The sequence below is a fragment of the Cupriavidus sp. IK-TO18 genome, from assembly GCF_015549295.1.
Classification (GTDB): Bacteria; Pseudomonadota; Gammaproteobacteria; order Burkholderiales; family Burkholderiaceae; genus Cupriavidus; species Cupriavidus oxalaticus_A.
On the sequence record NZ_JADGMP010000056.1, the window covers coordinates 21,716 to 45,103 of the forward strand.

At 59.3% G+C, this 23,388-nt stretch carries 15 protein-coding genes and 2 pseudogenes; 12 read left to right on the forward strand and 5 right to left on the reverse strand.

The window, feature by feature from the left end:
- The first annotated feature begins 227 nt into the window (after positions 1-227).
- Both IPF36_RS33130 and IPF36_RS33135 read left to right on the forward strand, forming a co-directional pair.
- A complete protein-coding gene (locus IPF36_RS33130; protein WP_195432193.1) occupies positions 228-1,415 on the forward strand; it encodes a S9 family peptidase in 1,188 nt (395 codons plus the stop codon).
- A gap of 260 nt (positions 1,416-1,675) precedes the next feature.
- Positions 1,676-2,704, forward strand: a complete 1,029-nt coding sequence (locus IPF36_RS33135) for a porin (RefSeq protein ID WP_195432194.1) — start codon at positions 1,676-1,678, stop codon at positions 2,702-2,704.
- A 451-nt stretch (positions 2,705-3,155) separates the two neighbouring features.
- Here IPF36_RS33135 and IPF36_RS33140 read toward each other — a convergent pair whose 3' ends face one another.
- From IPF36_RS33140 to IPF36_RS33155, 5 genes and pseudogenes are all read right to left on the reverse strand, one after another.
- A complete protein-coding gene (locus IPF36_RS33140; protein ID WP_195432195.1) occupies positions 3,156-6,557 on the reverse strand; it encodes an adenylate/guanylate cyclase domain-containing protein in 3,402 nt (1,133 codons plus the stop codon).
- 582 nt (positions 6,558-7,139) lie between these two features.
- A pseudogene (locus IPF36_RS34945) lies at positions 7,140-7,412 on the reverse strand (hypothetical protein); the annotation flags it as partial.
- Between the two features lie 95 nt (positions 7,413-7,507).
- A complete protein-coding gene (locus IPF36_RS33145) occupies positions 7,508-7,939 on the reverse strand; it encodes a hypothetical protein (protein WP_195432196.1) in 432 nt (143 codons plus the stop codon).
- A gap of 91 nt (positions 7,940-8,030) precedes the next feature.
- Positions 8,031-9,479 (reverse strand): NAD-dependent succinate-semialdehyde dehydrogenase, encoded by a 1,449-nt coding sequence (locus IPF36_RS33150; RefSeq protein WP_195432197.1) that lies wholly within the window; start codon positions 9,477-9,479, stop codon positions 8,031-8,033.
- Between the two features lie 246 nt (positions 9,480-9,725).
- On the reverse strand, positions 9,726-10,511 hold the full coding sequence (locus IPF36_RS33155; protein WP_195432198.1) for an SDR family NAD(P)-dependent oxidoreductase: 786 nt from the start codon (positions 10,509-10,511) through the stop codon (positions 9,726-9,728).
- Positions 10,512-10,825: 314 nt separating this feature from the next.
- Between IPF36_RS33155 and IPF36_RS33160 the strand changes: the two genes are divergently transcribed.
- The 10 genes and pseudogenes from IPF36_RS33160 (at position 10,826) to IPF36_RS33205 (ending at position 23,330) form a co-directional block, all read left to right on the forward strand.
- Complete coding sequence (locus IPF36_RS33160) at positions 10,826-12,892, forward strand: hydantoinase/oxoprolinase family protein (RefSeq protein WP_195432199.1); 2,067 nt, start codon at positions 10,826-10,828, stop codon at positions 12,890-12,892.
- A gap of 1 nt (position 12,893) precedes the next feature.
- Entirely contained in the window at positions 12,894-14,681 is a 1,788-nt protein-coding gene (locus tag IPF36_RS33165) for a hydantoinase B/oxoprolinase family protein (RefSeq protein WP_195432200.1), read from the forward strand.
- A gap of 8 nt (positions 14,682-14,689) precedes the next feature.
- Positions 14,690-15,760: a phosphotransferase gene (locus tag IPF36_RS33170; RefSeq protein ID WP_195432202.1), complete on the forward strand. Its 1,071-nt coding sequence runs from the start codon at positions 14,690-14,692 to the stop codon at positions 15,758-15,760.
- A gap of 7 nt (positions 15,761-15,767) precedes the next feature.
- On the forward strand, positions 15,768-17,054 hold the full coding sequence (locus IPF36_RS33175) for an aspartate aminotransferase family protein (RefSeq protein WP_195432203.1): 1,287 nt from the start codon (positions 15,768-15,770) through the stop codon (positions 17,052-17,054).
- Positions 17,055-17,241: 187 nt separating this feature from the next.
- Positions 17,242-18,063, forward strand: coding sequence for a GntR family transcriptional regulator (locus IPF36_RS33180; protein ID WP_195432205.1), 822 nt, complete (start codon positions 17,242-17,244; stop codon positions 18,061-18,063).
- A 713-nt stretch (positions 18,064-18,776) separates the two neighbouring features.
- The gene (locus tag IPF36_RS33185) at positions 18,777-19,172 is read left to right on the forward strand and encodes a transposase (RefSeq protein WP_195432208.1); all 396 of its coding nucleotides are present in this window, start codon (positions 18,777-18,779) and stop codon (positions 19,170-19,172) included.
- Positions 19,169-19,504 carry an IS66 family insertion sequence element accessory protein TnpB gene (tnpB, locus tag IPF36_RS33190; protein WP_195432210.1) on the forward strand — a complete coding sequence of 112 codons (336 nt, stop codon included), beginning with the start codon at positions 19,169-19,171 and terminating at the stop codon, positions 19,502-19,504. The genes IPF36_RS33185 and tnpB overlap by 4 nt, the downstream gene beginning before the upstream one ends.
- A 65-nt stretch (positions 19,505-19,569) precedes the next feature.
- On the forward strand, positions 19,570-21,108 hold the full coding sequence (locus IPF36_RS33195; protein WP_195432212.1) for an IS66 family transposase: 1,539 nt from the start codon (positions 19,570-19,572) through the stop codon (positions 21,106-21,108).
- Between the two features lie 241 nt (positions 21,109-21,349).
- A pseudogene (locus tag IPF36_RS35200) lies at positions 21,350-21,585 on the forward strand (5'-nucleotidase).
- A gap of 113 nt (positions 21,586-21,698) precedes the next feature.
- The gene (locus tag IPF36_RS33205) at positions 21,699-23,330 is read left to right on the forward strand and encodes an ATP-binding domain-containing protein (RefSeq protein ID WP_195432214.1); all 1,632 of its coding nucleotides are present in this window, start codon (positions 21,699-21,701) and stop codon (positions 23,328-23,330) included.
- Positions 23,331-23,388: the final 58 nt, after the last annotated feature.

A 23,388-nucleotide genomic window follows, 5' to 3' on the forward strand; every position in this document is an offset into this window, starting at 1 on the left:
CCTTCACTGAAATCAAAACTTCCATCTACGGTACCGTGATTCGAAGCTCAACGCCATAAGCCTGCAATAGCCCGCAGTTCAATTCACTGGAACAAGATAGTTAGGTTCTGCATTATGCCTGGGCAGTATGAAGCTCCGGCAGCAACGAAAAAGAGGCGCAGAAGTTTGCGCCAGCCGTTACGGATCGGTATTTCATCCGGTATTTCACAGATGTAAAAGGAATTGCCATGACCGCAAATGCTTCTTCGCCGCTAGCTCCTGCGCAGTATCTGCCAGAAGGGTGGGTGCAATGGCCCGACCACCCGGAACTGAGCTTTCAGTTTGCACGCGTTCTGTGTGCTGCTCAAGAAGGGGCGAGCACCATCAGCGAGTGCTTCCTCGCCGCCAGCCGCATGACGCCGGGTAACCTGGAAGATTGGTATGCAGAGTGGCAAAAAATGGGCGCCGCAAGCTTCGAGCGAGCCGAGAAAGCACTGAAGTCAGGCTACATCGAAACGGCAAAGGCTAATCTGCTTCGCGGAGCCAACTATTACCGCTCATCGGAGTTCTATCTGGGTCACGACGATCCGCGCAGGCTGGAGACGTTCGGCAGAACGGGCGCTCTGTCGCGGCAATACCTCGAACTGATGTCGCCGGCCGGTGAAGTTCTCAGCATTGATGTGGGCGATGGGACGTCTCTTGATGCGTACTTCATCAAGCCCGCGGAGCAGGGCGTATGGCCGACTGTCATCTGCTTCGGCGGTCTGGACGAATACAAGGATGAACTGCTGCACGAGATTCCGAAATACGCGTTTCCTCGTGGCATGGCGTTGCTGCTGGTCGATCTTCCTGGGCAAGGTGGCACCCTGCGCCTGCGCAAGACCGCCTCGCGGCCGGACACCGAAGTTCCTGTTGGCAAGTGCGTCGACTACCTGCTCTCCCGCAAAGATGTCGACGGTGACCGCATTGCCCTCTACGGCGCAAGTGTTGGCGGCATCTACGCTGCACGAGCAGCGTCGGTTGAGTGCCGTCTGAAGGCTGTAGTTTCCGATAGCCTGATCTACGACATCCACGAGTACACAAAGGGCATGCTGGCCAAGCCGGATGCATTGATCTGGGGCCATCTGAAGTGGGTCTTTGGTCAGCCGGACATGGAGAGCGTTGTCGAGCGTACGAAGGCCTTCCGCATGGCGGACTTCATCGGCAACATCAAGGCGCCTTATCTCATCGTTCAAGGCGAACAGGACTGGCTGGGTCTTCAGACGGCAGTCGACGCCTATGAGGACGCCAAGGCCAATGGCGTGGACGTTCAGTTCAAGGTGTTCACTGCAGAAGAAACCGGTGCTTCGCATTGCCAGATCGACAATGCGACGCTCGGGCAAGAGTACATCTGCGACTGGATTGCAGACAAGCTGGGCCTGACGAAAGCGGCCTAACGCTATGCGCGGAGCCCGGGCCAGGGAGGGTCGCGGGTTCCGGGTCTGTGCATATTGCACTGAAACCGCCGAGAGCACCGCTGCTAAGGCCGCCTAAAGCCGGCCTTAGCAGCTGCGTGCGATAGGGGAGTGCAAGAAGACTTTACGACAGACGTTCCCTCTGAATAGTTGGTGCCGCTTTCAACCCTCCGGCCACGTTAAGTGGCTAAGGAAGGGGAGACGTGCGCCTTGTCGAAATAACGCAAAGGACTGGAGGAAAGATGAATCAACCTGCCGTGCTGGCGCGCGTTGCGTCCGGCTGTGTCGGTGTATCGCTGTTTTTAGCAACGTCTGCGGCGAATTGTGTTGAACTCTACGGAATCGTAGATGCATATGTCGGTTCAACGAAGCCGAGCGGTGCCGCCAAGAGCACGATCGGAGTCGAGAGCGGAGGCATGACAACTTCGTTCTGGGGATTGACCGGCACGGAGGACCTGGGCGACGGCCTGAAGGCAAACTTCCGGTTGGAAGGCTTCTTCCTAACAGATACCGGAGCGAGTGGCCGCAGTCCGACGGACACCATGTTCTCACGCAATGCCTATGTTGGCCTGGAGAAATCCAACATGGGTGAGGTCAGGCTCGGCCGTCTCGCGAACCCTTTCTTCCTCGCCACAACGCAGTTCGACCCGTACGGATCATCGACGAAGTTCTCCCCACTACAGAATCCAATCTGGGTGCCGACCTTCGGACGCTACGTTGCGGGGGATACGGGTTGGAACAATGCCATTGGATACTACACGCCGGATTTTGGCGGATTGTCGGGCCGCTTTCTATATTCGCTTGGTGAAGCAGCTGGCACAAATTCGACCAATAACTTTGGCGCCATGCTCTACTTCGATAAAGGAAAGTTTACGGCAACTGCAGCATTTCAACGCGTAAGAACCGGTCCGGGATTGCCTAATGGGAGCTGGGCACAAGATGCTTTTACGCTCGGTACAGCATACGATTTCGGGGTGGTCAAGGGATTCCTCGAGTATGTGGGTACGCGGACAACCGGTACCAAACGAAGCACGGATTCGTTTCAGATTGGTGCGACCTACCCAATCTTTAGCGGAAAAATCATGGCATCGGTCGTGCAGACCAATATTCGCCCTGAAGGCCAGGCGGATTTCAAGCGCCGTGACTACGGAATCGGCTACTTGTATCCGCTATCGAAGCGGAGCGATCTCTATGCAAACGTCCTGTACGACAAGCTTAGCAATAGCGGTGGTGGGATAAGCACGGGTTTTGGTATGAGGCATAAGTTCTAACCTCAGAAATATGCGGGGCAGTCATAAAATAGTCGATGCAGTGTACGATTGCTCCGCTTTTTACATTCATATAACTATGTCGTCGTGTTTTGCATTTGTGAATTCTAAAAAATAATTTTATGGTAATAACTAGATAATCATGGGTATGACATACAATCAGCAGCGTCTGATTTATCTCCTTGCGAGGGGGTATCGGTTAGAGATCGTTCGATCAGCGATTGATCGGGCTCCTATATCTGCTAACGTCATTCGCGCCGGCTCTTGTGATGCTTCAGGAAGTCTGCCATGGTCTGGGGTTGAGGCGTTGCTACGTACGAATCTAGTGCGATTTGACACGGGAAACTCCGAAACGGCAGCAGAGATAATTTCGGCAGAATAATAGGGGCTATCTTCATGGTATCAGCGCTTGAGTGAGGTGAATCTGCGGCGCTCGAAGCTCGAACCTTGCACTTCAATAGTCGAGATCCTTCAGAAGTGCTTTTGCCTCTTTTAAGTCTGCAGTATCGAAGCCTTCGTTGAACGAGTCATAAATTTCCGCCAGCAACTGGCGGGCGTCAGCCCGTTTTCCTTGCGCATTCCATAGGCGGCTTAATGCCATTGCCGCGCGCAATTCTAGCGATCGGGCGCCCTGATCGCGTGCGATAGAAAGAGCCCGCTGGAAGTCTTCTTCGGCGGCCACCGCATTGAGGCCTCTCTCGGCGGCATACTTCGCGCTCATCAGAATTAGTTTTCCTTTGATCCTATACAACTCTGCCTCATACAAACGCTCGTGGGTGCGGTCCACTGCGGCGTGCGCCTCTGCCAGAGAATGCAGTCCTGCTTCTGGATCATCCACTTCTCCGTAAGCTTCGGCCAGGAGGGCCAGGAAATGGGTCTGCCAAAGACCAGCGCCGATCGCGCGATAGGCACTCAAGCCCTGCTGTATTTTGTCTATGCCTTCTGCTGCGCATCCTTGCTGTGTTATAGACCAACCCTGTAGGATCATTCCGAAAGCCCTCCAGTATGGGAAGCCCTGCTCAGTTGCAAGGACAACAAGTGCATCAGTGAGGTTGCGGAGTTCCTCAATTTCGCCGCGGAAAAGATGAAGCTCCGAGGCGAACGTTAGGGCGTGGGCTAAATTGGGAGGCTGAGATAGGCTATGAGCTAAAGCAAGCATCTTCTGGCTGCGCGATATGGCTTCAGCTGGATTGCCTAGCAGCCACTGATCCAAGGCTACAAAGGCGAGACCTACGACGCCAGGTTCCAAGAACCACGCAGATGATTCGCATTGCCCATGCGAATAGAGCTTCAAGGCTTGCTCTAACTGCGTGCTTGCGCAACGTAGCTCACCCAGAGCGAGCAGACTGACGCCGAATGCCCGATGTGCCTGCACTAGCAGCGCCGGATTCTCGGTCTTCTGCGCGAGCTTAAGAAGTTGTGCCCCTAGTTCCCGAGCGGTGAGCAGCTCGCCGCGAATCATGAAAAATGTACGCAATCCCACAAGTGCGGGAAAGACTTGAGTTGTATCCCCAACTTGCCGACATAGCGTCAAGGCACGCGAATAGGTGGCCTTCACTTCCGGGGCGGCAGGCCCTTTGGCTGCCATCAACGCTGGACCCAGCAAGATTTGCACCGAAAGTTCTTGTCGTATCCGGTAAGAGCTATCAGGGAAAGTGGATAGCAAATCCAGAGCCGTGGTTAGATGCCGGGCTGCTTCAGCATTGGCGGAGCGTTGTACCGCCTGACGACCAGCACTTTGGAGATATTCCACCGCTTTTTTGGAATTGCCACTACAGCAGAAGTGATGCGCCAGTTCACTGCAGTGCTCTTCAAGCTGGTCGCCGTATAGGTCTTCAATCGCGCGGGCAGTGCGCTCGTGAAGCGAGCGCCGCCGTTCACTGGGCAAGGAGCCATAGGCTACTTCCTGAGTCAAGGCGTGCTTGAATCTGTAAACCATCTCTGGAAATGTCTTCTGTGCATAAATGAACTCCCCGGCTTGGAGCGCCGCTAAAAAGCTTTTTAGCGCATCTTCCGGCCGCTTGATCACGCGCGTTAGAAGGCTCCAGGGAAGTTCCTTTCCTATTACGGACAAAGTTTGCAACAACGACTTCTCGGCGAGCTGGAGGCGATCGATGCGGGCCGCAAGTACACCTTGCACTGTGGCAGGGATGTGCAGCGTGCGTGGAAATTCCGCAAGATGGAAATGGCCTGGGTCGCCGTAAAGTACCCGCTCCTCGACAAGCGTCATCACCACTTCCTCGATGAAGAAAGGATTTCCTTCCGTTTGCGTCAGGATGAAGTGCTCTAGTTGGGCGAGGCCGGTGGTGTCGCCGAGCAGGACTCGTAGCAACTCACGGGCTTCAGTATGGTGAAGGGGGGCGAGTTGAAGCTCCGTGTAATCGCAGGTTCGGCCCCATTCTTGCCGGTGCTCAGTACGATGGTTGACGAGCAACATGATCCGGGTGCCCGCTATATTCTCCGCAAGGAAGTGGAGGAACGACTCCGTCTCGCTATCGAGCCACTGGAGATCTTCGACGATCAACGCCACTGGCCGGACTTGACTCTCGCGGACAAGGAGCCGCTTTATTGCATCGAATGTCCGCTGTCGGCGAATTGAGGCATCCATATGCACCAGGGCTGAGCTCGGTTGATTGGATCCAAGCAGTGAGAAAATATACGGTAGGCAGTCCTCCAGACTGGGGTCCAGCGCCGAAATCTGGCGGGTGAGATTTTCGCGTCGTTGGGCTTCGGTGTCCAGCGGAGTGATCTGAAAATAATTCCGCAGGAGCTCAATCAGCGGCAAATAGGAAAAGGCTTTGCCGTACGAAACTGAGAAGGCTTCTAGGATAAGGAAATTAGACGGTACCCGCATCTTGAATTCATGGCAAAGACGCGACTTGCCAACTCCTGGTTCGCCGATTACAGAAATGATCTCGCCATTTCCCGCTTCCGTCCGTGCAACTGCGTCGCGAAAAGTTTCAAGTTCGCGGTTCCTTCCGACAAAGCGCGTGAACCCACGGCTGGCTGACACCTGCAATCGAGTGCGCATCGTGCCGAGACCAAGGACTTCGTACACAGGAAGCGGGTCCGGTAGCCCCTTGATTGGCATAGCGCCAAGTGCCTTGAACTCAAAGTAGCCATCAGTCAAACTATAAGTACTTTCGCTTGCGACAATTGATCCTGGCTCCGCGATGTTCTCCATGCGCGAGGCGATGTGAATTGAATTTCCCACCGGGTCGTAGTCGGTGTGAAGGTCATCGGTATCAATTGCGCGCACCAAAACCTCGCCGGAATGGATACCTACACGGATTTGCAGGGTGCTTACTTGGCGCAATGCATCCTCCTGACGCATGGCTTCCTGCATACGAAGAGCTGCCAACAATGCCTGCTTCGGATGGTCTTCGTTAGCAATTGGCGCACCAAATAGTGCCAGGATGCCATCACCCATGGACTTCGCCACATAGCCCTCATAGTGATGCACAGCCTCTATCATTAATGCCAGGACGGGTGCGATGAGTCGGTGCGCATCCTCCGGGTCAAGGTTGTGGATCAACGCGGTGGACCCAGCTATGTCGGCGAACAGAGCAGTGATCGTCTTCCGTTCGGGGGCGCCTGGTCCGCGGGCATTTATTTCCGCTTGCGCTTCACGGATGCGCTGAGCCAAATGCGACGGTGTATAGCCAGCAGGGGCGCTAGATTCGCGCGCCGTGACAATCGACACTGCGCACAAAGAGGCGCCACATTGGCTGCAGAATAGGGCCTTGGTACTTGCTAATTGTCCGCAGCGGTGGCAGACGCGTACCAGCTTGGCGCCACACTCGTCGCAGCGTTCAGCGCTTACCGGATTTTCGAACCCGCAGCTTGCGCAGCGCATAGCCCTTGCACCTCCCCGGGGCCAGCGAGATACAACAGTTGTTCGTGCGATTGCAGGCGCCTAGGAAAAACGCAAAGTGGTTGCAAGTTGCCAAGCGTCGCGGGCCGATAGAGGCGCAGTCGCGCTTCCGATCGGTCTATCGTGTTATGACACTGCTCCGTGCTGATTAGCGATGCAGGGTCGCTGGGGCCGGAAGGAATTGCCTAGTTCAGAATAGCAGGCAAACCGGGTGAGTCCACCGCGATACGGCGCCGTCGAAGACGTATGGAATGTATTCAAGCGAATAGTGGTGTTTACGACACATCGCTGATATGACCAACTTTGTGTAGAGATCATCGCTTTTAATGTGCACAGGCATGAAAAAAAGCCCGATCACCGTGAGGCGACCGGGCAACAAGGAGACCGCCCTCAGCAGCAGTCTATGGAGACACGAGCACTATATTTGCGGAGGCATATCGGGCCCCGCATGAGTGTCAGTTTCCAGCGAATTTCCTGGTTGTTGGCAGGGCAACGACGGCGCGCCATAGTTTGGGAGCGCGGCGTCGATTTGCTCGACCAAAACAATGCGGGACTGTTCCCGACAGTACGCATGCTTGTGGCGGAAAACGCTTGCTGTGCGTCGCGCATGGTGGTGTCGGCCAGCAGTAGCTGCTGCTGGCTGATTATCCAACGGGAGAATCGCTCGGCGCCCAGTTCTTTCAGATAGTCGCGAGTGCCCCGTGGCAGGGAGTCCCCGGTGTCAACGGCCGGGAGAGCCGGCTTGGCCAGCTGCAACGACGGCAGCGGGCGGCCGCTCATTTCCAGGTGGCCGTTAACGCTGACTTTGCCCAAATAGAGCAGCAGCTTCGCGGCTCGGCCAAGATTTTGACCGGCAGATCGAGACGGTGGGCGATGGCACATGGCCGGAGAAGTCACGACAGTGGCTTGAGGTGGGCTCTAGAACTGGCGCGCTAGGAACCGGTGACGCCTAGGTCCGTGCGCCGGATGACTGCAACGTAGACGTTCTCAACACCGGCCACCAGTGCTGATACGCGAACCTCGCCGATCGGCCAGCTCAGCCGTGCATTAACTACGCCGCCCTCTGTCAGTTTGGTGATTTCCCGCACGAAGAATTTTCCGTCCAAATCCGCAAACTCCGTGCAATCGAGGCCCACCAGCGATACGTCACGAGCGTAGGCTAGGATTCGGCACTCCTTGCTATAGACGGCGACGTACATTTCGCCGCTGTTGTACATCGGTATTGTGCAGAACTGCGTACTTGCTGCGTCCACGCCGATACGACTCACCAGGCTGACTGCTTCCGCGAGAAGTGCCTCGGCGCGAGCTTCTCCATCAGCCGTCCCGGTGCCACTGAGTCCGGCCGTCGTAATGCCCATTTTCATGTTGCGTCCTTAGCCTTCGGCTTTATCCGTCGGCGGTTACGTCCTAATCCCACCGATTGGTCGGCATTCCGTTGTGAGCCGGTCTATGGATTCAAACGGCAATGCAGGCGTACTTCAACTCCAGATACTCCTCGATGCCGTAGCGCGAACCTTCCCGCCCCAGTCCGGATTGTTTGATGCCACCGAAGGGCCCAACCTCATTCGAAATCAGCCCAGTGTTGACGCCAACCATCCCGGCTTCCAGGCGTTCCATAACACGCCAGATGCGAGCGTGATCGCGGGTGAAGAAATAGGACGCTAGGCCAAAGATGCTGTTGTTGGCCATGCGCAGGGCATCCTCTTCGCTCTCGAATTTGATCAGTGGCGCGACGGGGCCGAAGGTTTCTTCATTTGCGATCAGCGCGTCGTCGGTTACACCGCCCACTAAAGTGGGTTCGAAGAAGGTGCCGCCGAGGGCATGCAACTTTCCGCCGGCAAGGATGGATCCTCCGCGAGCGACCGCGTCGGCGATATGCTCACGCACTCTGGCGACCGCCGCGTGGTTAATCAGCGGCCCGATATTGGTCCCATGTGCCATACCGTCGCCGACACGCAGCGCGCGGATCTCGGCTGCCAAGCGCGTTGCGACTTGGTCATAAATGGCACTCTGCACGTAGATTCGATTGGCGCACACGCAGGTCTGCCCAGCGTTGCGAAATTTCGCGGCCATGATTCCCTGAACGGCAGTGTCAACGTCGGCATCGTCGAATACCAGCACAGGAGCGTTGCCCCCCAGTTCGAGCGAAAGTTTCTTGATGGTCGCTGCGCTTTGCGCCGCGAGGACGCGACCGATCTCGGTCGATCCGGTAAAGCTGATCTTGCCCACCGTCTCGCTCTCACAGAACGCCCTGCCGATTTCGCTGGCCTTTCCGGTGATGACCTGCAGCACGCCGGCCGGCATGCCGGCGTACTCAGCCAGCGCCGCCAGCGCTAGTGCGGTCAGTGGCGTTTCTCCCGCAGGCTTCACGATCATGGTGCAGCCTGCAGCCAAGGCCGGCGCCACCTTCCGCGTTACCATCGCGGCTGGGAAGTTCCACGGCGTAATGGCTGCGGTGACACCGACCGGTTGCTTGAGCACAAGCAGTTTCTGCCCTTCGGTTGGGCTTTGCAGCAGGTCGCCGTCAATTCGCTTCGCTTCTTCGGCAAACCATTCGACGAAACTGTTGGCGTAGGCGATCTCAGAACGCGCCTCGTGGATCGGCTTGCCTTGCTCGGCGGTAAGAATGCGGGCCAGATCTTCTGTCCGCTCACGAATCAGCCTGGCCCATGCCATCAAGACCTCGGCACGTTTCTTGGCTGGGGTACTAGCCCACGCGGGCAACGCTTTGCTAGCCGCGTCGATGGCGGCTTCAGCTTCCGCGTGGCTAAGCATTGGCACGTTGGCCAAGGTTTCGCCGGTGGCAGGATTGAGTACCGGTAGCCAAGCATGGGGTTCCGCCTTCAGCCACTTGCCGTTGATGAGGCAGGCGTTGCGGACCAGTGGGTTGTCTTCGATATGCATGTTTCAGGAAAAAGAAAGGAGCAGCCCGATGGGGCCAGAGGGCCCCATCGGGGAATCCTGCTTTGTGTGCGGGAATACGATCTTCCCGATCTGGGTGCCCTGCCTTATTGATCGTGCGTCGCTGACAGAACCTGGAGGGATCAATTGCCACATGGAGGTCAGCTGTCCTTACGATAGCCTCGATGCGGCCGCACGTCCTGCGCAAGCGTCACCCGCTGATCCGCTAGGCGAGTCGAGAACTACGGATTAGTCCTTGGTGGAAAAGTCGGCGCCGGCCGAATAGCCTTCATCTGCAAGCACAAAGCTGCCGTGCATCGCGCGTGCTGCGTCCGACGCCAGGAAAACGGCGATCTGAGCGATGTCTTCTGCGTCGGAGTACGCCTTTCCGCTCGGCGTGCTAGCCACGATTTCAGCGAGCACGTCCTTGTAGGCGGGGTCGGTGCGGATGTACTCGTTGATCGGTGTCGCGGTATTGCCGGGGCCGATGGCGTTGACGTTGATGCCGTGCGAGGCCAGTTCGAACACCAGGGTCTTGGTCAACATAATGATGGCAGCCTTGGTGGCGCAATAGGCAGCGAACGAGCCGAAGCCCATCACACCGCAGACCGATGCGATGTTCACGATCTTGCCGTAGCGCTGTTCCTTCATGATCGGCGCGACGGCGCCAATCGAGTTCCACGTGCCTTTCAGGTTGATGTCGACCATACGGCTGAAATCATCTGGGGCCGTGTTGCCGATCGGGGTCGGGAAGAAAACACCTGCGCAGTTCACCAAGATGTCAATACGGCCAAAGTCAGCGGCCACGGACTTCACCATAGCCTCAACTTCCTGCGCATTGCGGACATCGGCCACATAGCCGCGTGCCTTCGCGCCCGTGCTCTCCAGCTGGGCGGCTACCGCGTCTGCCTTTGCTTGGCTTCCCGAGGCCACCACCGCGACTTCCGCACCTTCGGCGGACATCTGGCGGGCCACCGCCTCACCGATGCCTTGAGAACCGCCGATCACCAGAGCAACCTTTCCGCTTAGTTTCATGAACAACTCCTTGTGAAAAAAAGGTAATTCGGAATCCAGAGAACCATCCGCAGCAGTCGCGGGTTCTATGGTTCATGGCCATCGCGCCGTCCGTCCGGCACTCCAGTCACGGAAGTGTCAGATAGATGGGTTCGCGGCACCGGCAGTTCGCGCTTCAAGAGCAGCGGCAGTTCAATTTTTGCAGCACTCTTTCTTGTTGCGTGACCGTTATTTGTTAGCTATCATATGCTATATGTTATCACAGCGCAACGAGTATTTGACTGTGTGAGGGTGCCGGAAGCGGCTTTGTTGGAGGAACTAGAGGTGGATACATCATGCGAATCGCGGTAGATACCGGAGGCACGTTTACAGATCTGATCGTCGAAGATGACGATGGCCTGTTGAGGATGGCTAAGGCGTCGACGACGGTCGGCCGCCCCCTGGAAGGAGTGCGCGCTGCACTGGAGTTGGCCGGTCAAGACATGGGCCTGACAGTCGCGGAATTGCTGGGGAAGACCAGCATGTTCATCTACGGCACCACGCACGCGCTGAACGCTGTAGTCACCGGTCGTACCGCACGGACGGCCTTTCTGACCACCGAAGGCCACCCGGACATCCTAGTGCTGCGGGAGGGCGGCCGTTCGGATGTGTTTGACTATTCCATCCCGACACCGCCTCCCTATATTCCCCGCTCCTTAACGTGGGAAGTTCCAGAGCGCGTCTTGGCCGACGGCTCGGTGATGCACGCCCTCGATGAATCGCGCGTGCGTGAGATCGCTGAAGAGCTGAAACAGGCGGATGTCCAGGCGGTCGCGGTCTGCCTACTCTGGTCCAATGTCAACCCGGTGCATGAGCGACGCCTCAGAGACTTGCTGGCCGAATGCCTGCCCGGCGTTCCCGTCTCGCTGTCGAGCGAGGTTTCGCCCACCATTCGTGAATACCGCCGCGCTTCGGCTGCCGCCATCGACGCCTCTCTGCGACCGGCGATGACGCAGCACCTCGAAGGGCTGCGGGGCTACCTGCGCGATGCCGGCTTGAAAGGTCGTTTGCTGGTGGTGACTTCGCGCGGAGGCCTTCTCGATATCGGCGACGCCGCGCAGATGCCCATCCAGATGCTGAATTCCGGACCGGCAATGGCACCCGTTTCCGGCCGTCACTTCGCCCTCGTGGACGAATCAAGCGATTTTGCCATCGTGGCCGATACCGGCGGCACCACTTATGACGTGAGCCTGGTGCGCCGCGGGCGCATTCCTGTCTCGCGCGAGACGAGTATCGATTCGCCCAGCGGCTCGCATATTACTGGCTTCCCATCCATCGACATCAAGAGCGTCGGTGCCGGCGGAGGCTCTATCGCCTGGGTCGACGGTGGCGGCATGCTGCACGTAGGTCCCTTGAGCGCAGGTGCGGAACCCGGCCCTGCAGCCTATGGAAACGGCGGAAAGGGCGCTACGGTGACCGATGCCTGCGTCGCGCTCGGCTATCTGGATCCTGACTTCTTCCTTGGCGGGCGCCGCAAACTTGACATCGCGGCGTCAATCGCCGCTATCGAGGAAACCGTGGCGAAGCCGCTCGGCCGATCGGTGGAGGAAGCCGCTACGGCCATCCTGCAAATCGCGACCGAAAACATGGTTCAGGCTATCGAGGACATCACCGTCAACCAAGGTGTGGATCCTACCGAGGCTGTGCTGATTGGCGGTGGCGGCGCTGCGGGCCTTAACTCAGCGTGGATTGCCCGGCGTCTTGGCGTCAAGCGCCTGCTGATTCCCGAACTCGGTGCTGCACTGTCCGCGTGCGGTGCGCTGATGTCGGACCTGACTGCACAGTACCGTCGTACGCATTTTGCACGCACGGACCGCTTCGACAGGGACGCGGCTAACGCGGTGCTGAAAGGCCTAATCGCTGAGTGCCATCAGTTTCTGCAACACGCCGGCATTGACGGCACTATCGAACTATTGATCGAAGCACGCTATCCCGATCAAGTGTGGGAAATCGAGGTCCCGCTGGAGGTGCAGCACTTCGCAGGTGCGGATGACATCGCCGCGATCGAACGCGCGTTCCACCAGGCCCACGAGGAACTGTTCAGCATTCGCGACGAACAGGCGCCGGTGGAAATCGTAAGCTGGTGCGCGACGGTATCGGGGCGTATCCGCGGCGAGAGCGATCCGCAATTGGGCGGCGGTATGTCGCAAACCTCCGGGTCGGCTCCGAGCCGCCGCCGTGCGTACTTTGCGGAGACCGGCTATGTCGACGCCGCTGTCTATCGCTTTGATGCCATTGCGCCGGGCAGCCAGGTCAGCGGCCCCGCCATCGTCGAGTCGGCCTTCACGACCGTCGTCCTGCCACCGCAGAGCGAAGCCACCCGTACGGCGGCGGGCAGCCTGTCCATCACCGTGGGAAATTGAGATGAGCAACGATTACAACGCAACCAATCCGCGCACAGCTGCGAGCCGGTCTAAGCGCGATGGCGTCAAGCTGGCGCTGATCAACAACCGCATGCAGGGTATTTCCCGCAAGATGGCAAACACCCTTGCGCGCACCGGGCGCTCGGGTGTGCTTAACATCGCGCGCGACTTTTCTTGTTGCATCGTTTCGGCCAACGATGAACTAGTCGCCGCCGCAGAAAGCCTGCCGATCCACGTGCTTTCCGGCCCGGACCTGATGGCGGCCTCGATGAAGCAGTTCCATCCGGACATGCGTCCCGGGGATGCATTCCTGCATAACTCCCCCTACCACGGCTGCTCGCACCCCGCGGACCACACGCTCCTGGTACCTGTCTTTGATACCCAAGGCAAGCATCGCTTCACGGTCGTTACCAAGGCTCACCAGGCCGACTGTGGCAATTCGCAGCCGACCACCTACATGGGCACCGCGCGCGACGTGTATGAAGAAGGCGCACTGATCTTCCCTTGTGTACGGGTGCAGAGCGACTACCAACTCAACACCGATCTGGTGCGCATGTGTGAAATGCGAATTCGCGTTCCGGAGCAGTGGCGCGGCGACTTTCTCGCCATGCTCGGCGCGGCGCGAATCGGCGAAAAGGAACTGCTCGCACTGGCCGCTGAGATTGGCTGGGACGAGTTGGAAGAAAACACGCAGCAGTTTCTAGACTACAGCGAAGAGCGCATGATTGCCGCGCTGCGGGCACTGCCGGCCGGCCGATCGGTACGCACTTCGACCCATGACCCGATTCCGGGCACACCGGTCGACGGAATCACTGTCAAGGTCACAGTCGACATCGACCCGGCAGCCGCGCTCATTAGCGTCGACCTAACCGACAACGACGATTGCTATCCCTGTGGGCTGAACCTCTCGGAATCATGCGCGCGCACTGCGGCAATGATCGGCGTATTTAATAGCATCGACGCTACAGTACCCAAGAATGCCGGTGCCTTCCGACGCATCTCGGTTAAGCTGCGCGAAGGCTGCGTGGTTGGTATTCCGCGCCATCCCACTTCATGCTCGGTTGCCACTACAAATTTGGCAGACCGTGTCACCAGCCCGGTGCAGCGGGCAATGGCCGACATCTCGGAGCATATTGGCGCTGCCGAGTGCGGCCCATTCCAGCCGCCGTCGGTGGGCGTGATCTCGGGTGTGCGCGGCGAGACAGGCGAACACTACGTGAACCAAGTCTTCCTTGGCTTCACTGGCGGTGGCGCGGGCCCGCGCGCGGACGCGTGGCAGCTTATGCTGCACGCTGGCAATGGCGGTCAATGCCTGTTGGATAGCATTGAGCTGGACGAGTTGCGCATGCCCATCTTTGTCCGCGAACGCCGTTTCCTCGCCGATACCGAGGGCGCCGGGCAGTTCCGCGGCGCCTCGAGCTTGCGCCTGGAATTCGGCCCGCTCTCGGGCAGCATGACAGTGGCTTATGTGTGCGACGGCGCCATCAACCTGCCGGAGGGTGCCCGCGGCGGTATGCCCGGTGGTGGCAGCCACCAGGTTAAGTTGCTGGCCGACGGCAGCGAGGTGGCGATCCCCACCGCCGGGAACGTTGAACTGCGCCCGCATGAATTCGTACGGTCGATTTGCGCCGGTGGCGGAGGCTACGGCGCCCCCACGGCGCGAGCGCTCGATGCAGTGGTGAGCGATGTGCGCGAAGGATGGATTACACCGGAGCGTGCGCTTGCCGTCTATGGCGTCGAAGTCGATGAAACGGCCAGCTCTGGCACACGCAAGGACCAGCGGTCATGACTGTATCCATGACGAACGACAACGCCGTCGGCGACATCTTCACCCAGGCGATATCGCCTGTGCCACTGGAGTCCGTGGATTCGCTCGTTCGCGAACTCTATGGCATCCAGCCCGATGGGCTCGCGCGACTGACCGGGGAACGCGACCAGAATTTTCGCATTACCGCCCGTGATGGCCGTCGCTATGTGCTGAAGGTGACGCATCCGTCTGAGCCGCGCGCGGTGACGGAAATGCAGACCATGGTGTTCAGGCATATCGCGCAGGTCGATCCGAACTTGCCCGTGCAAGCGTTGGTGCCAAGCCAGACGGCCGGTGACTCCAGCTTGCAGAAGATCGACAGCCACAACACCGCGGTGGTTCGCCTGTTCACCTATCTGGAAGGCACGCCGCTGCATACGCAGGCTCCAGATGCCCGCCATCGCGAATCGATTGGCACTATACACGCGAGGCTCGACCGCGCCTTGCGTGGGCTCGATCATCCCGCGGCAGACCACGAGCTGTTGTGGGACCTTAAGCAGATGGGCAAGATGCGTCCACTGCTTGGGCATATCGCGAGCGCACAGGACCGTCGTCTGGCCGAGATGTTTCTCGACGACTATGACCGGCACGCCGCGCGCGGAGTGCAGTCGCTGCGCCAGCAGCTCATTCACAACGACCTCAATCCGTACAACATCCTTGTGGACCCACACAGTGGGTCTGTGACCGGCATTCTGGATTTTGGCGACGTGGTCAAGGCGCCTCTGCTTAACGACGTGGCGATTGCCGCTTCCTACTTCGTGCCCGCCGGTGGCGCTCATCCATTGGCGTGGGCCGCAGAGTATGTCGCCGCGTATCACGCTGTTACGCCGCTCGAACCAAACGAGGTGGACTTGCTGTTCCCTCTGATCACTGCTCGGCTTGTCATGACAGTCGCCATCACTGGATGGCGCGCGGCGCTTCACCCGGAGAACAGCACCTACATCCTGCGCAACAACGGCCGCGCATGGGATGGCCTGCGCCAGCTTTCTGGCATCACGTTCCAGGAGGGGCAGGAATTCTTCCGCAGCGCCTGCCTGCTCCCGACCCCTCAAGCCAACTAGACTTCCCATGGAACCTGCAGCTTCGACTCTCATTCAGCGCCGTGCGCAAACGCTGGGGCCGGCCTACCGGCTCTTCTATGACCGTCCCGTCCACGTAGCTCGGGCGGAAGGTGTGTGGATCCAGGACACCGAGGGCAACAACTACCTCGATGTCTACAACAACGTCGCATCGCTCGGCCATTGCCATCCCCGTGTTGTCGCCGCGCTTGCGCGGCAGGCCGGGACCCTCAATACGCACACGCGCTACATTGAGGACACCGTGCTCGAGTACGTGGAGCGGCTGCTCGCTCACTTCCCCGCCGCGCTGTCCAATGCCATGCTAACGTGCACGGGCAGTGAAGCCAACGACTTGGCCATGCGCATCGCACGTGCGGCAACCGGCGGGACCGGCATCATCGTCACGCGTCTTGCCTACCACGGCGTCACCTCGGCCGTTGCCGAAATCTCGCCCTCATTCGGCGATGGTGTACCCCTTGGCCAGCATGTCCGGGCCGTGCCGGCGCCGGATGGGTACCGAGGTGGTCCCGACGTCGGCCGCCGCTTCGCGGAAGGCGTGCGAGAGGCGATCGCCGACATGAAGCGTCACGGTGTCAAACCGGCCGCGTTGATCGTCGACACTATCTTCAGCAGCGATGGTGTTTTCTCGGATCCGCCGGGCTTCCTGCAGGAAGCGGTACAAGCGATCCGCGACGCCGGTGGTGTGTTCATCGCCGACGAAGTGCAGGCAGGCTTCGGCCGCACCGGCACCCACATGTGGGGATTCGAGAGGCACCAGCTAGTGCCTGATATCGTTTCCCTTGGCAAGCCTATGGGCAATGGCTACCCTGTCGCCGGCGTCGTGGCCAAGCCAGCGCTGATTAATGCCTTTGCCGACAGCAGCCGCTATTTCAACACTTTCGGGGGTAACCCGGTGGCCAGCGCCGTCGGCCTGGCTGTACTCGACGTGATCCGTGACGAGGGCCTGCTTGAAAACGTGACGGAGGTCGGCCGCTACCTGCGCACCGGACTTGATGACATGGCGCAGCGCTCAGCGCTAATTGGAGATATCCGCGGCGCTGGTTTTTTTATCGGCGTCGATCTGGTCCGCGACCGGGAGAGCAAGACGCCACTTACGGCGGGTGCAGAGCAGCTGGTCAATTTGATGAGGAAAAAGCGGATCCTCATCAGTGCGACTGGGCCGGGCGGCAATGTACTAAAGCTACGTCCGCAGCTGGTGTTCCGGCGGGAGCACGCCGACGTGTTCCTTTCTGTGCTGGAGTCTTCCCTCCAGGAAATCGAAAATTCCGAAACGTGATTTAGGAGGCCTCGCAACTGCTCTGATGTAATGGGTGTTAGCCTCCTGCGCCGGTTGGCGATAGTCCGGCCTGGAGGTTTTTTTCCGAGCTGGAACGGCGGGAGCTAGCTGGCGAATCGGCCAAGCGCCGCGGTGTGATAACATATCTCATATAATATTACCGAAGATTCAGCCATAACAGCGCAATATGAAAGCCATTAAACACCAGCCAGAAGAAGCGGAACTTCAACCCGCTCGTCTGAGTACCGTATCCGCGACACCACCTGGAGGGGGGCTGGCTCCGATCGAGAGAGAGACCCTTTATGACAAGGTTTATGCGCAACTGAGCCAAGCCCTGAGGCAAGGACAGTTCGAGATGGGGCAGCCATTGAGCCTGCGTGGGCTCGCCGCCATGCTGGGCGTAAGCATGATGCCCGTGCGTGATGTCGTGGGAAGGCTGGTAAACGAGGGCGTACTGGAGACCTTGCCGAACCGGCAGGTTCGAGTACCGTTTATGACGATTAGGCAGTACGAGGCGTTAATCGAAGCTCGGGTCGCTGCAGAGGGGTATGCGGCATATCTGGCGGCTATTCGGCTCGACGACGCTGCTCTAAGCGAAGTCCAGGCGGCAAACGAGCGCTTGGAGAAAGCCGCCCAGCAGCATGATCATGTGGCGATCATGCAGGCCAACCAGGAATTCCATTTCAGTATCTATCGGGCTGCACACTCTGAGACTCTGTTGCAGATCATCGAAAACCTCTGGCAACAGAGTGGCCCCTATTTGGCGACCATCGAGAATGCAATGGCTGCCAACCCAACCATGCGAGACCACGATTTCGGTGCTGGACAGCACGATCGGATTTGTGCAGCGCTGGCCCGGCGTGATGGTGAGGCAGCGCGGCAAGCACTCGTCGAAGACATCGAGGGTTTTGCCAAGATCTATAAGCAACTGCTTGTGCCGCCGAGCACCGAAAAAACTACACCGGGACCCCGTCCTCGGGTATCGAAGGTAACCACGCACAGCGAATGAGGCTTTGCGGGAAACGCTGGCAACTCCTTGAAACGGTACCCTTGGACCAGACGGTATGCTGCCTCAGACCGTCTCCCATTGAACCAGCGTTAGAGCGGGCATAGTATCAACGGACATGATCGCACTTGCACGCCGCGAAGGCTTGCGCAGTGGCTCCAGGTGGAGCGGGGCTTCTGTGCGATCGGTCCGAGTAGACATTCACCAACCTGTCTAGTTCGTCGGATGTAAATTGCCTTTTGCGGTATTTAGCATGGCACGTGCCCAGACGCGCGATTGAAGATAGCGATCTTTGCCAATTCGACTTCGCTGACTCGTTCTCCTTTTCACTTCGTCAGAGCGATTTGCAGAAAACCAGTGCAGGAGTCAGGCCAGTCCCCTTGGGCCCGGCGGTGGCGCGCCTGTTCAGCCATCAGTTCATCGGTTGCCCGTGAAGTGTGGTAAGAGTAGGGGTCTCCCGCACTTTGTGTGACGGCCGAGTCGTGGGCTTGATTTCCGGTCGGTTTGGCCGTACGTTGATCGTTACCATGAGGCAAGGAGTAGGCTTCATATTGCACCTTGTTCGGTAGGTTGAGCGACGATGAAAGTCGGCGAGGTCGGTTTGCGACCGTAAGCAGTCCTTCATTGACGCCCTACCGTAAGCGCCCAGCGAACACGCCTTGATCGGGGGAATATTGAGGGCGAGGATCGTGTCCATCTAATTTTGGCATGGACACATGTACACGATGGAAGAGGCCGAGGTAGTACAGGATGTAGTGCAGCCGGCGCGACGTCGACGACATAGCAAGGAATTCAAGGCGCAAGTGGTGCGTGCGGCGATGCAGCCAAACGTGTCGATTGCGGCGGTGGCGCTGCACTACCGCCTGAATGCGAACATGGTGCGGAGCTGGGTCGCTACGCAGGAGGAGTTGGATGCGGCAGAGGAAGCCCGGAAGCAGATGGGGACGCCGCCAGTGGAGTTTGTGCCGTTGCAATTGGAGACAGCGGGCGTCGCGCCCGGTCCTGCGGAGATCCAGATCGAAGTGCGCCGAGGTGCGGCGACGGTTACCGTCCGCTGGCCGCTATCGGCCGCGAGCGATTGTGCACTGTGGCTGCAAGGGTGGCTTCGGTGATCCGGATCGACGCAATTTGGCTGGCGACGGAACCACTGGATATGCGCGCAGGCACCGATACGATCCTGGCCCGCGTAGTGAAAGTGTTCGGAGCAGCGCGTCCTCACCATGCCTACCTGTTTGCAAACAAGAACTCAACGCGGATGAAGGTGCTGGTGTACGACGGTTTCGGAATCTGGTTGGCCGCGCGTCGCCTGAACAAGGGTCGATTCGTATGGACGAATGGTCAGACGGCGATCGCAGTAGCGCTGAATCCTGAACAACTTCGGGCGCTTGTCACGGGCCTGCCGTGGCAGACATTGACCCGCGATCACGCGATCTGCGTGGTGTAATGGAGCGCGCGAGGACGTAAACAGTTTCGATTCCGTGGCGGCTTTGGTTCTGGCAAACTGGCCGTATGGACTCGCCAACAGACCTCAACGACCTCAGCCCGGAGCAGCTTCGGACACTGGCTGCCGAGTTGATCGCTCAGGTTGGTGAGAAAGATCGTGAGTTGCGTTACCGCCAGACGCGTATCGACCAGCTCACGCATGAGATCTCGATACTCAAGCGCTTGAAATTCGGTAAGCGCAGTGAGCAACTCAATGCCGAGCAGGCGAGCCTGCTTGATGAGACCATTGACGCGGATCTGGCCGCGATCGAAACGGAGCTCGAACAGCTCCAATCAAATACACCTGAGCAAAAGCAACGCCAGCAGCCGAAACGGGCGCCGTTGCCGCCGCAGTTGCCGCGCACCGACATTCATCATGAGCCAGATGATGTGACGTGCCAATGCGGCTGTCAGCGAGTTCGTGTCGGCGAGGACGTCAGCGAGAAGCTGGACTATACGCCAGGTGTGTTCACGGTCGAACGGCATATCCGCGGAAAGTGGGCCTGCAAGACGTGCGAGACGCTTATCCAGGCACCGGTGCCGCCGCACGTCATCGACAAGGGCATTCCTACCGCCGGCCTGCTGGCCCATACGCTGGTCTCCAAATATGGAGACCACCTGCCACTGTACCGGCAGGAGCGTATCTTTGCGCGCGCCGGTCTGGCTATCCCGCGGTCGACGCTCGGAGCCTGGGTAGGCGTATGCGGCGTGCAGTTGCAGCCGCTGGTCGACGCTCTGCATCAGGAAATCTTGCAGCAGGGCGTGCTGCATGCCGATGAGACGCCGGTGCAGATGCTTAGTCCCGGGAAGGGGAAGACACATCGCGCCTACCTGTGGGCGTATACCGCGACGCAATTCGCAGACTTGCGGGCCGTCGTCTATGACTTCGCCGATAGCCGCGCCGGCGAGCATGCTCGCACCTTCCTGGGTGACTGGCAGGGCAAGCTTGTGTGCGATGACTACGGCGGGTACAAGGCCGGATTCCAGCAAGGCATCACCGAAATCGGATGTGCAGCGCACGCGCGTCGAAAGTTCTTCGACCTCCATGCCAGCAACAAAAGCCAGATCGCCGAGCAGGCCTTGAAGTTCTTCGCCGCGCTTTACGACGTCGAGCGAGAGGCAGTTGATCTGACGCCCGACAAACGACGCGCGCTTCGTCAGTTGCGCGCCAAACCGGTGGCCGAGGCGCTGCACACATGGATGACCGGCCAGCGCAAGCTCGTTCCGGAAGGCTCCGCGATTGCGAAGGCGCTCGACTACAGCCTTAAACGATGGGAAGCACTAACGCGCTATCTTGAAGACGGGGACGTGCCCGTGGACAACAACTGGGTCGAGAATCAGATCCGCCCCTGGGCCGTTGGCAGGGCCAACTGGTTGTTCGCCGGCTCCTTGCGTGCCGGACAGCGTGCGGCGGCAATCATGAGTTTGATTCGGTCAGCGCAGCTCAATGGTCACGATCCATACGCCTACCTGAAAGACGTGATCACACGACTGCCAACCCACCGCGCCAGCAACATCGCCGAATTGCTACCACATCGCTGGAAGCCGGCAACAAGCGCCACCTAGCCGCTGCAATCATCAACGTCAAGACGGGTTCGCTGGCCGCTTACTGTCCACCAATTGGAGGTGGACACCTATGCCAGAGCGTGACTCAGAGTTGCAGGTCGTTTCGCGTAGCCGCGAAGGCCGGCGACCGTACGACGAGAAGGGTAAAACGTGCGCTGATCGAGTCGACACTGCGTCCCGGCATGTCAGTGGCGCGCCTGACGCAGAGCACGGAAACCCGAGCTACCGAAAGATCTCGCGCATGGCGACCGTCACGGCGCGAAATGCGCTAGCACACGAACGGATGGTGACCACGCTGAAGAACTGGGGTGTCACGCCCGACCAGGCGTTCCTGCTCGGAGGGAGAAGGCCCGGATCCTTGATGTGCTGCAGCCCTACATCTACTTCGACGAGCAGATTGGTCACCTGCGCTCGGAGACCGACAATATCCCAATGGGGCATATCCCGTTCGGCATTGCAAATCGGTGTCCCGCCTAGCGGCACTGAACCCCGCGAAAGTAGGGTGACGGCGCGTTACGGAACGGCGAGCATGGCCGCGGGTTCGGCTCTCAGGTATGCTCCCGACTCCACGTGGACGAGAGATATCCGATATGGCGCGCGTTGTGCCCGACGGTTGGGAAACCATGGAAGCCGATGGCGCGCTGCAGCGCGAATTCGAAACACTGGCGGCGCTGGCGGCGGGCCTGCCCGATGACTACACCGTCTACCACGCGGTCCACTGGACGAACGTGGAGCGTTCCCACGCAATCTACGGCGAAATCGACTTCGTCATCGTGAATCGTGCCGGACACTTGATGCTGATTGAGCAGAAGTGTGGCTTCCTGCTGGAGACCGAGGATGGCCTGGCCAAGAACTACGTTGGGAAGATAAAGTCGGTACCCGCCCAGATGGGCAGGACGGCCGATGGCTTGCGCACCAAGCTGGCCAAGGCGCTCGGCGGGCAGCCGCTGGTGATCGAGCATCTGCTGTTCTGTCCCGACCACCACGTGCGCTCGCCGGTGACGGCAGGACTGTCTCCGCACCGGATTGTCGACGCCGGCCGTCGCGACGCGCTGTGCGAAGTCATTGGACAGATCTTGCCGCCTGGCGACGAGAACCCGCTCGCCACCCGTGTCGACCGCTTCCTTCGCGACATCATTCAGCTGGAAATCGATGTCAGCGCGCTGATCGGGCAGGGGCGCGCCGCAGTGACACGGGTATCAGGCGGCCTGGCCCACTGGGCCCGCCAGATCGGTGTCGAACCTTTCCGCCTGCGCGTAACAGGCACTGCTGGGTCGGGCAAAACCCAACTGGCGCTGGCCGAATTCCGGTCGACTATCGAGCAAGGCCGGCGGCCGCTCTATGTTTGCTTCAACCGCCCTCTTGCCGACCATTTCGCGGCCATCGCTCCCGAGGGGGGCAACATCTGCACGTTCCACATGCTATGCGACCAGATGCTCCGGCACGCTGGCGCGGTGCCGAATTTCACAAAGCCAGACCCCTTCGGAAAATTGGTGGCCGACGCCGCGGCGCTGGCCGTGCCGCCTGCATTTGTCTTCGACACAATCATTGTCGACGAAGGGCAGGATTTCGCGTCGGACTGGCGCGACCTCGTCCTACGGCACGCCGCCGCCGATGCACGCGTACTCTGGCTCGAGGATCCATTGCAGAATCTCTATGGCCACCCGCCCATCGCGCTCCCCGGCTGGGTACGCCTGCGAGCCACCAACAACTTTCGGAGCCCCCGACCCGTGGTGCGGCTGCTGCAGGCGATCGTGCCCGATGGCGTGCAGATCGAAGCGAGCGCCCCGGTGGCCGGCGCCGCGGTCGAGTTCTTCGTCTACCAGGATGCGGCGCAGTTGCGCGAGCACGCCAAAGCCGCGATCAAGCAGTGCTACGCAGCAGGATTCCGCAAAAGCGACGTGGTGCTGTTGAGCTTCCGTGGCCGGGAGAGCTCGCACCTGCTCGGTTTCAACCAACTCGGCCCTCACCTACTGCGGACGTTCAGCGGAAACTACGACGCCCAAGGCCGTCCGGTCTACTTAGATGGCGACGTGCTGGCCGAAACAGTCCACCGTTTCAAGGGTCAGTCCGCCCCGGCCGTAGTGCTCGCCGAGGTAGATTTCGAGGAGTTGGGCGAGCGCGAAATCCGCAGGCTATTTGTCGGTGCCACACGGGCCACGATGAAGCTCGTGATCGTGGTATCCGAGCGAGCAGCTGGGGTGCTGCTGCAGAGGCTGTAGCGGTGGCACGGCAACCCCGACATTGACATACATCCGTGGAAACCGGTCCGCCGGCATG

Bases quoted from the DNA above. Each gene is read 5' to 3' on its own strand.
- IPF36_RS33130 (WP_195432193.1), top strand. From the start codon at position 228: ATGACCGCAAATGCTTCTTCGCCGCTAGCTCCTGCGCAGTATCTGCCA.
- IPF36_RS33135 (WP_195432194.1), top strand. From the start codon at position 1,676: ATGAATCAACCTGCCGTGCTGGCGCGCGTTGCGTCCGGCTGTGTCGGT.
- IPF36_RS33140 (WP_195432195.1), bottom strand. From the start codon at position 6,557: ATGCGCTGCGCAAGCTGCGGGTTCGAAAATCCGGTAAGCGCTGAACGC.
- IPF36_RS33145 (WP_195432196.1), bottom strand. From the start codon at position 7,939: ATGAAAATGGGCATTACGACGGCCGGACTCAGTGGCACCGGGACGGCT.
- IPF36_RS33150 (WP_195432197.1), bottom strand. From the start codon at position 9,479: ATGCATATCGAAGACAACCCACTGGTCCGCAACGCCTGCCTCATCAAC.
- IPF36_RS33155 (WP_195432198.1), bottom strand. From the start codon at position 10,511: ATGAAACTAAGCGGAAAGGTTGCTCTGGTGATCGGCGGTTCTCAAGGC.
- IPF36_RS33160 (WP_195432199.1), top strand. From the start codon at position 10,826: ATGCGAATCGCGGTAGATACCGGAGGCACGTTTACAGATCTGATCGTC.
- IPF36_RS33165 (WP_195432200.1), top strand. From the start codon at position 12,894: ATGAGCAACGATTACAACGCAACCAATCCGCGCACAGCTGCGAGCCGG.
- IPF36_RS33170 (WP_195432202.1), top strand. From the start codon at position 14,690: ATGACGAACGACAACGCCGTCGGCGACATCTTCACCCAGGCGATATCG.
- IPF36_RS33175 (WP_195432203.1), top strand. From the start codon at position 15,768: ATGGAACCTGCAGCTTCGACTCTCATTCAGCGCCGTGCGCAAACGCTG.
- IPF36_RS33180 (WP_195432205.1), top strand. From the start codon at position 17,242: ATGAAAGCCATTAAACACCAGCCAGAAGAAGCGGAACTTCAACCCGCT.
- IPF36_RS33185 (WP_195432208.1), top strand. From the start codon at position 18,777: ATGTACACGATGGAAGAGGCCGAGGTAGTACAGGATGTAGTGCAGCCG.
- IPF36_RS33195 (WP_195432212.1), top strand. From the start codon at position 19,570: ATGGACTCGCCAACAGACCTCAACGACCTCAGCCCGGAGCAGCTTCGG.
- IPF36_RS33205 (WP_195432214.1), top strand. From the start codon at position 21,699: ATGGCGCGCGTTGTGCCCGACGGTTGGGAAACCATGGAAGCCGATGGC.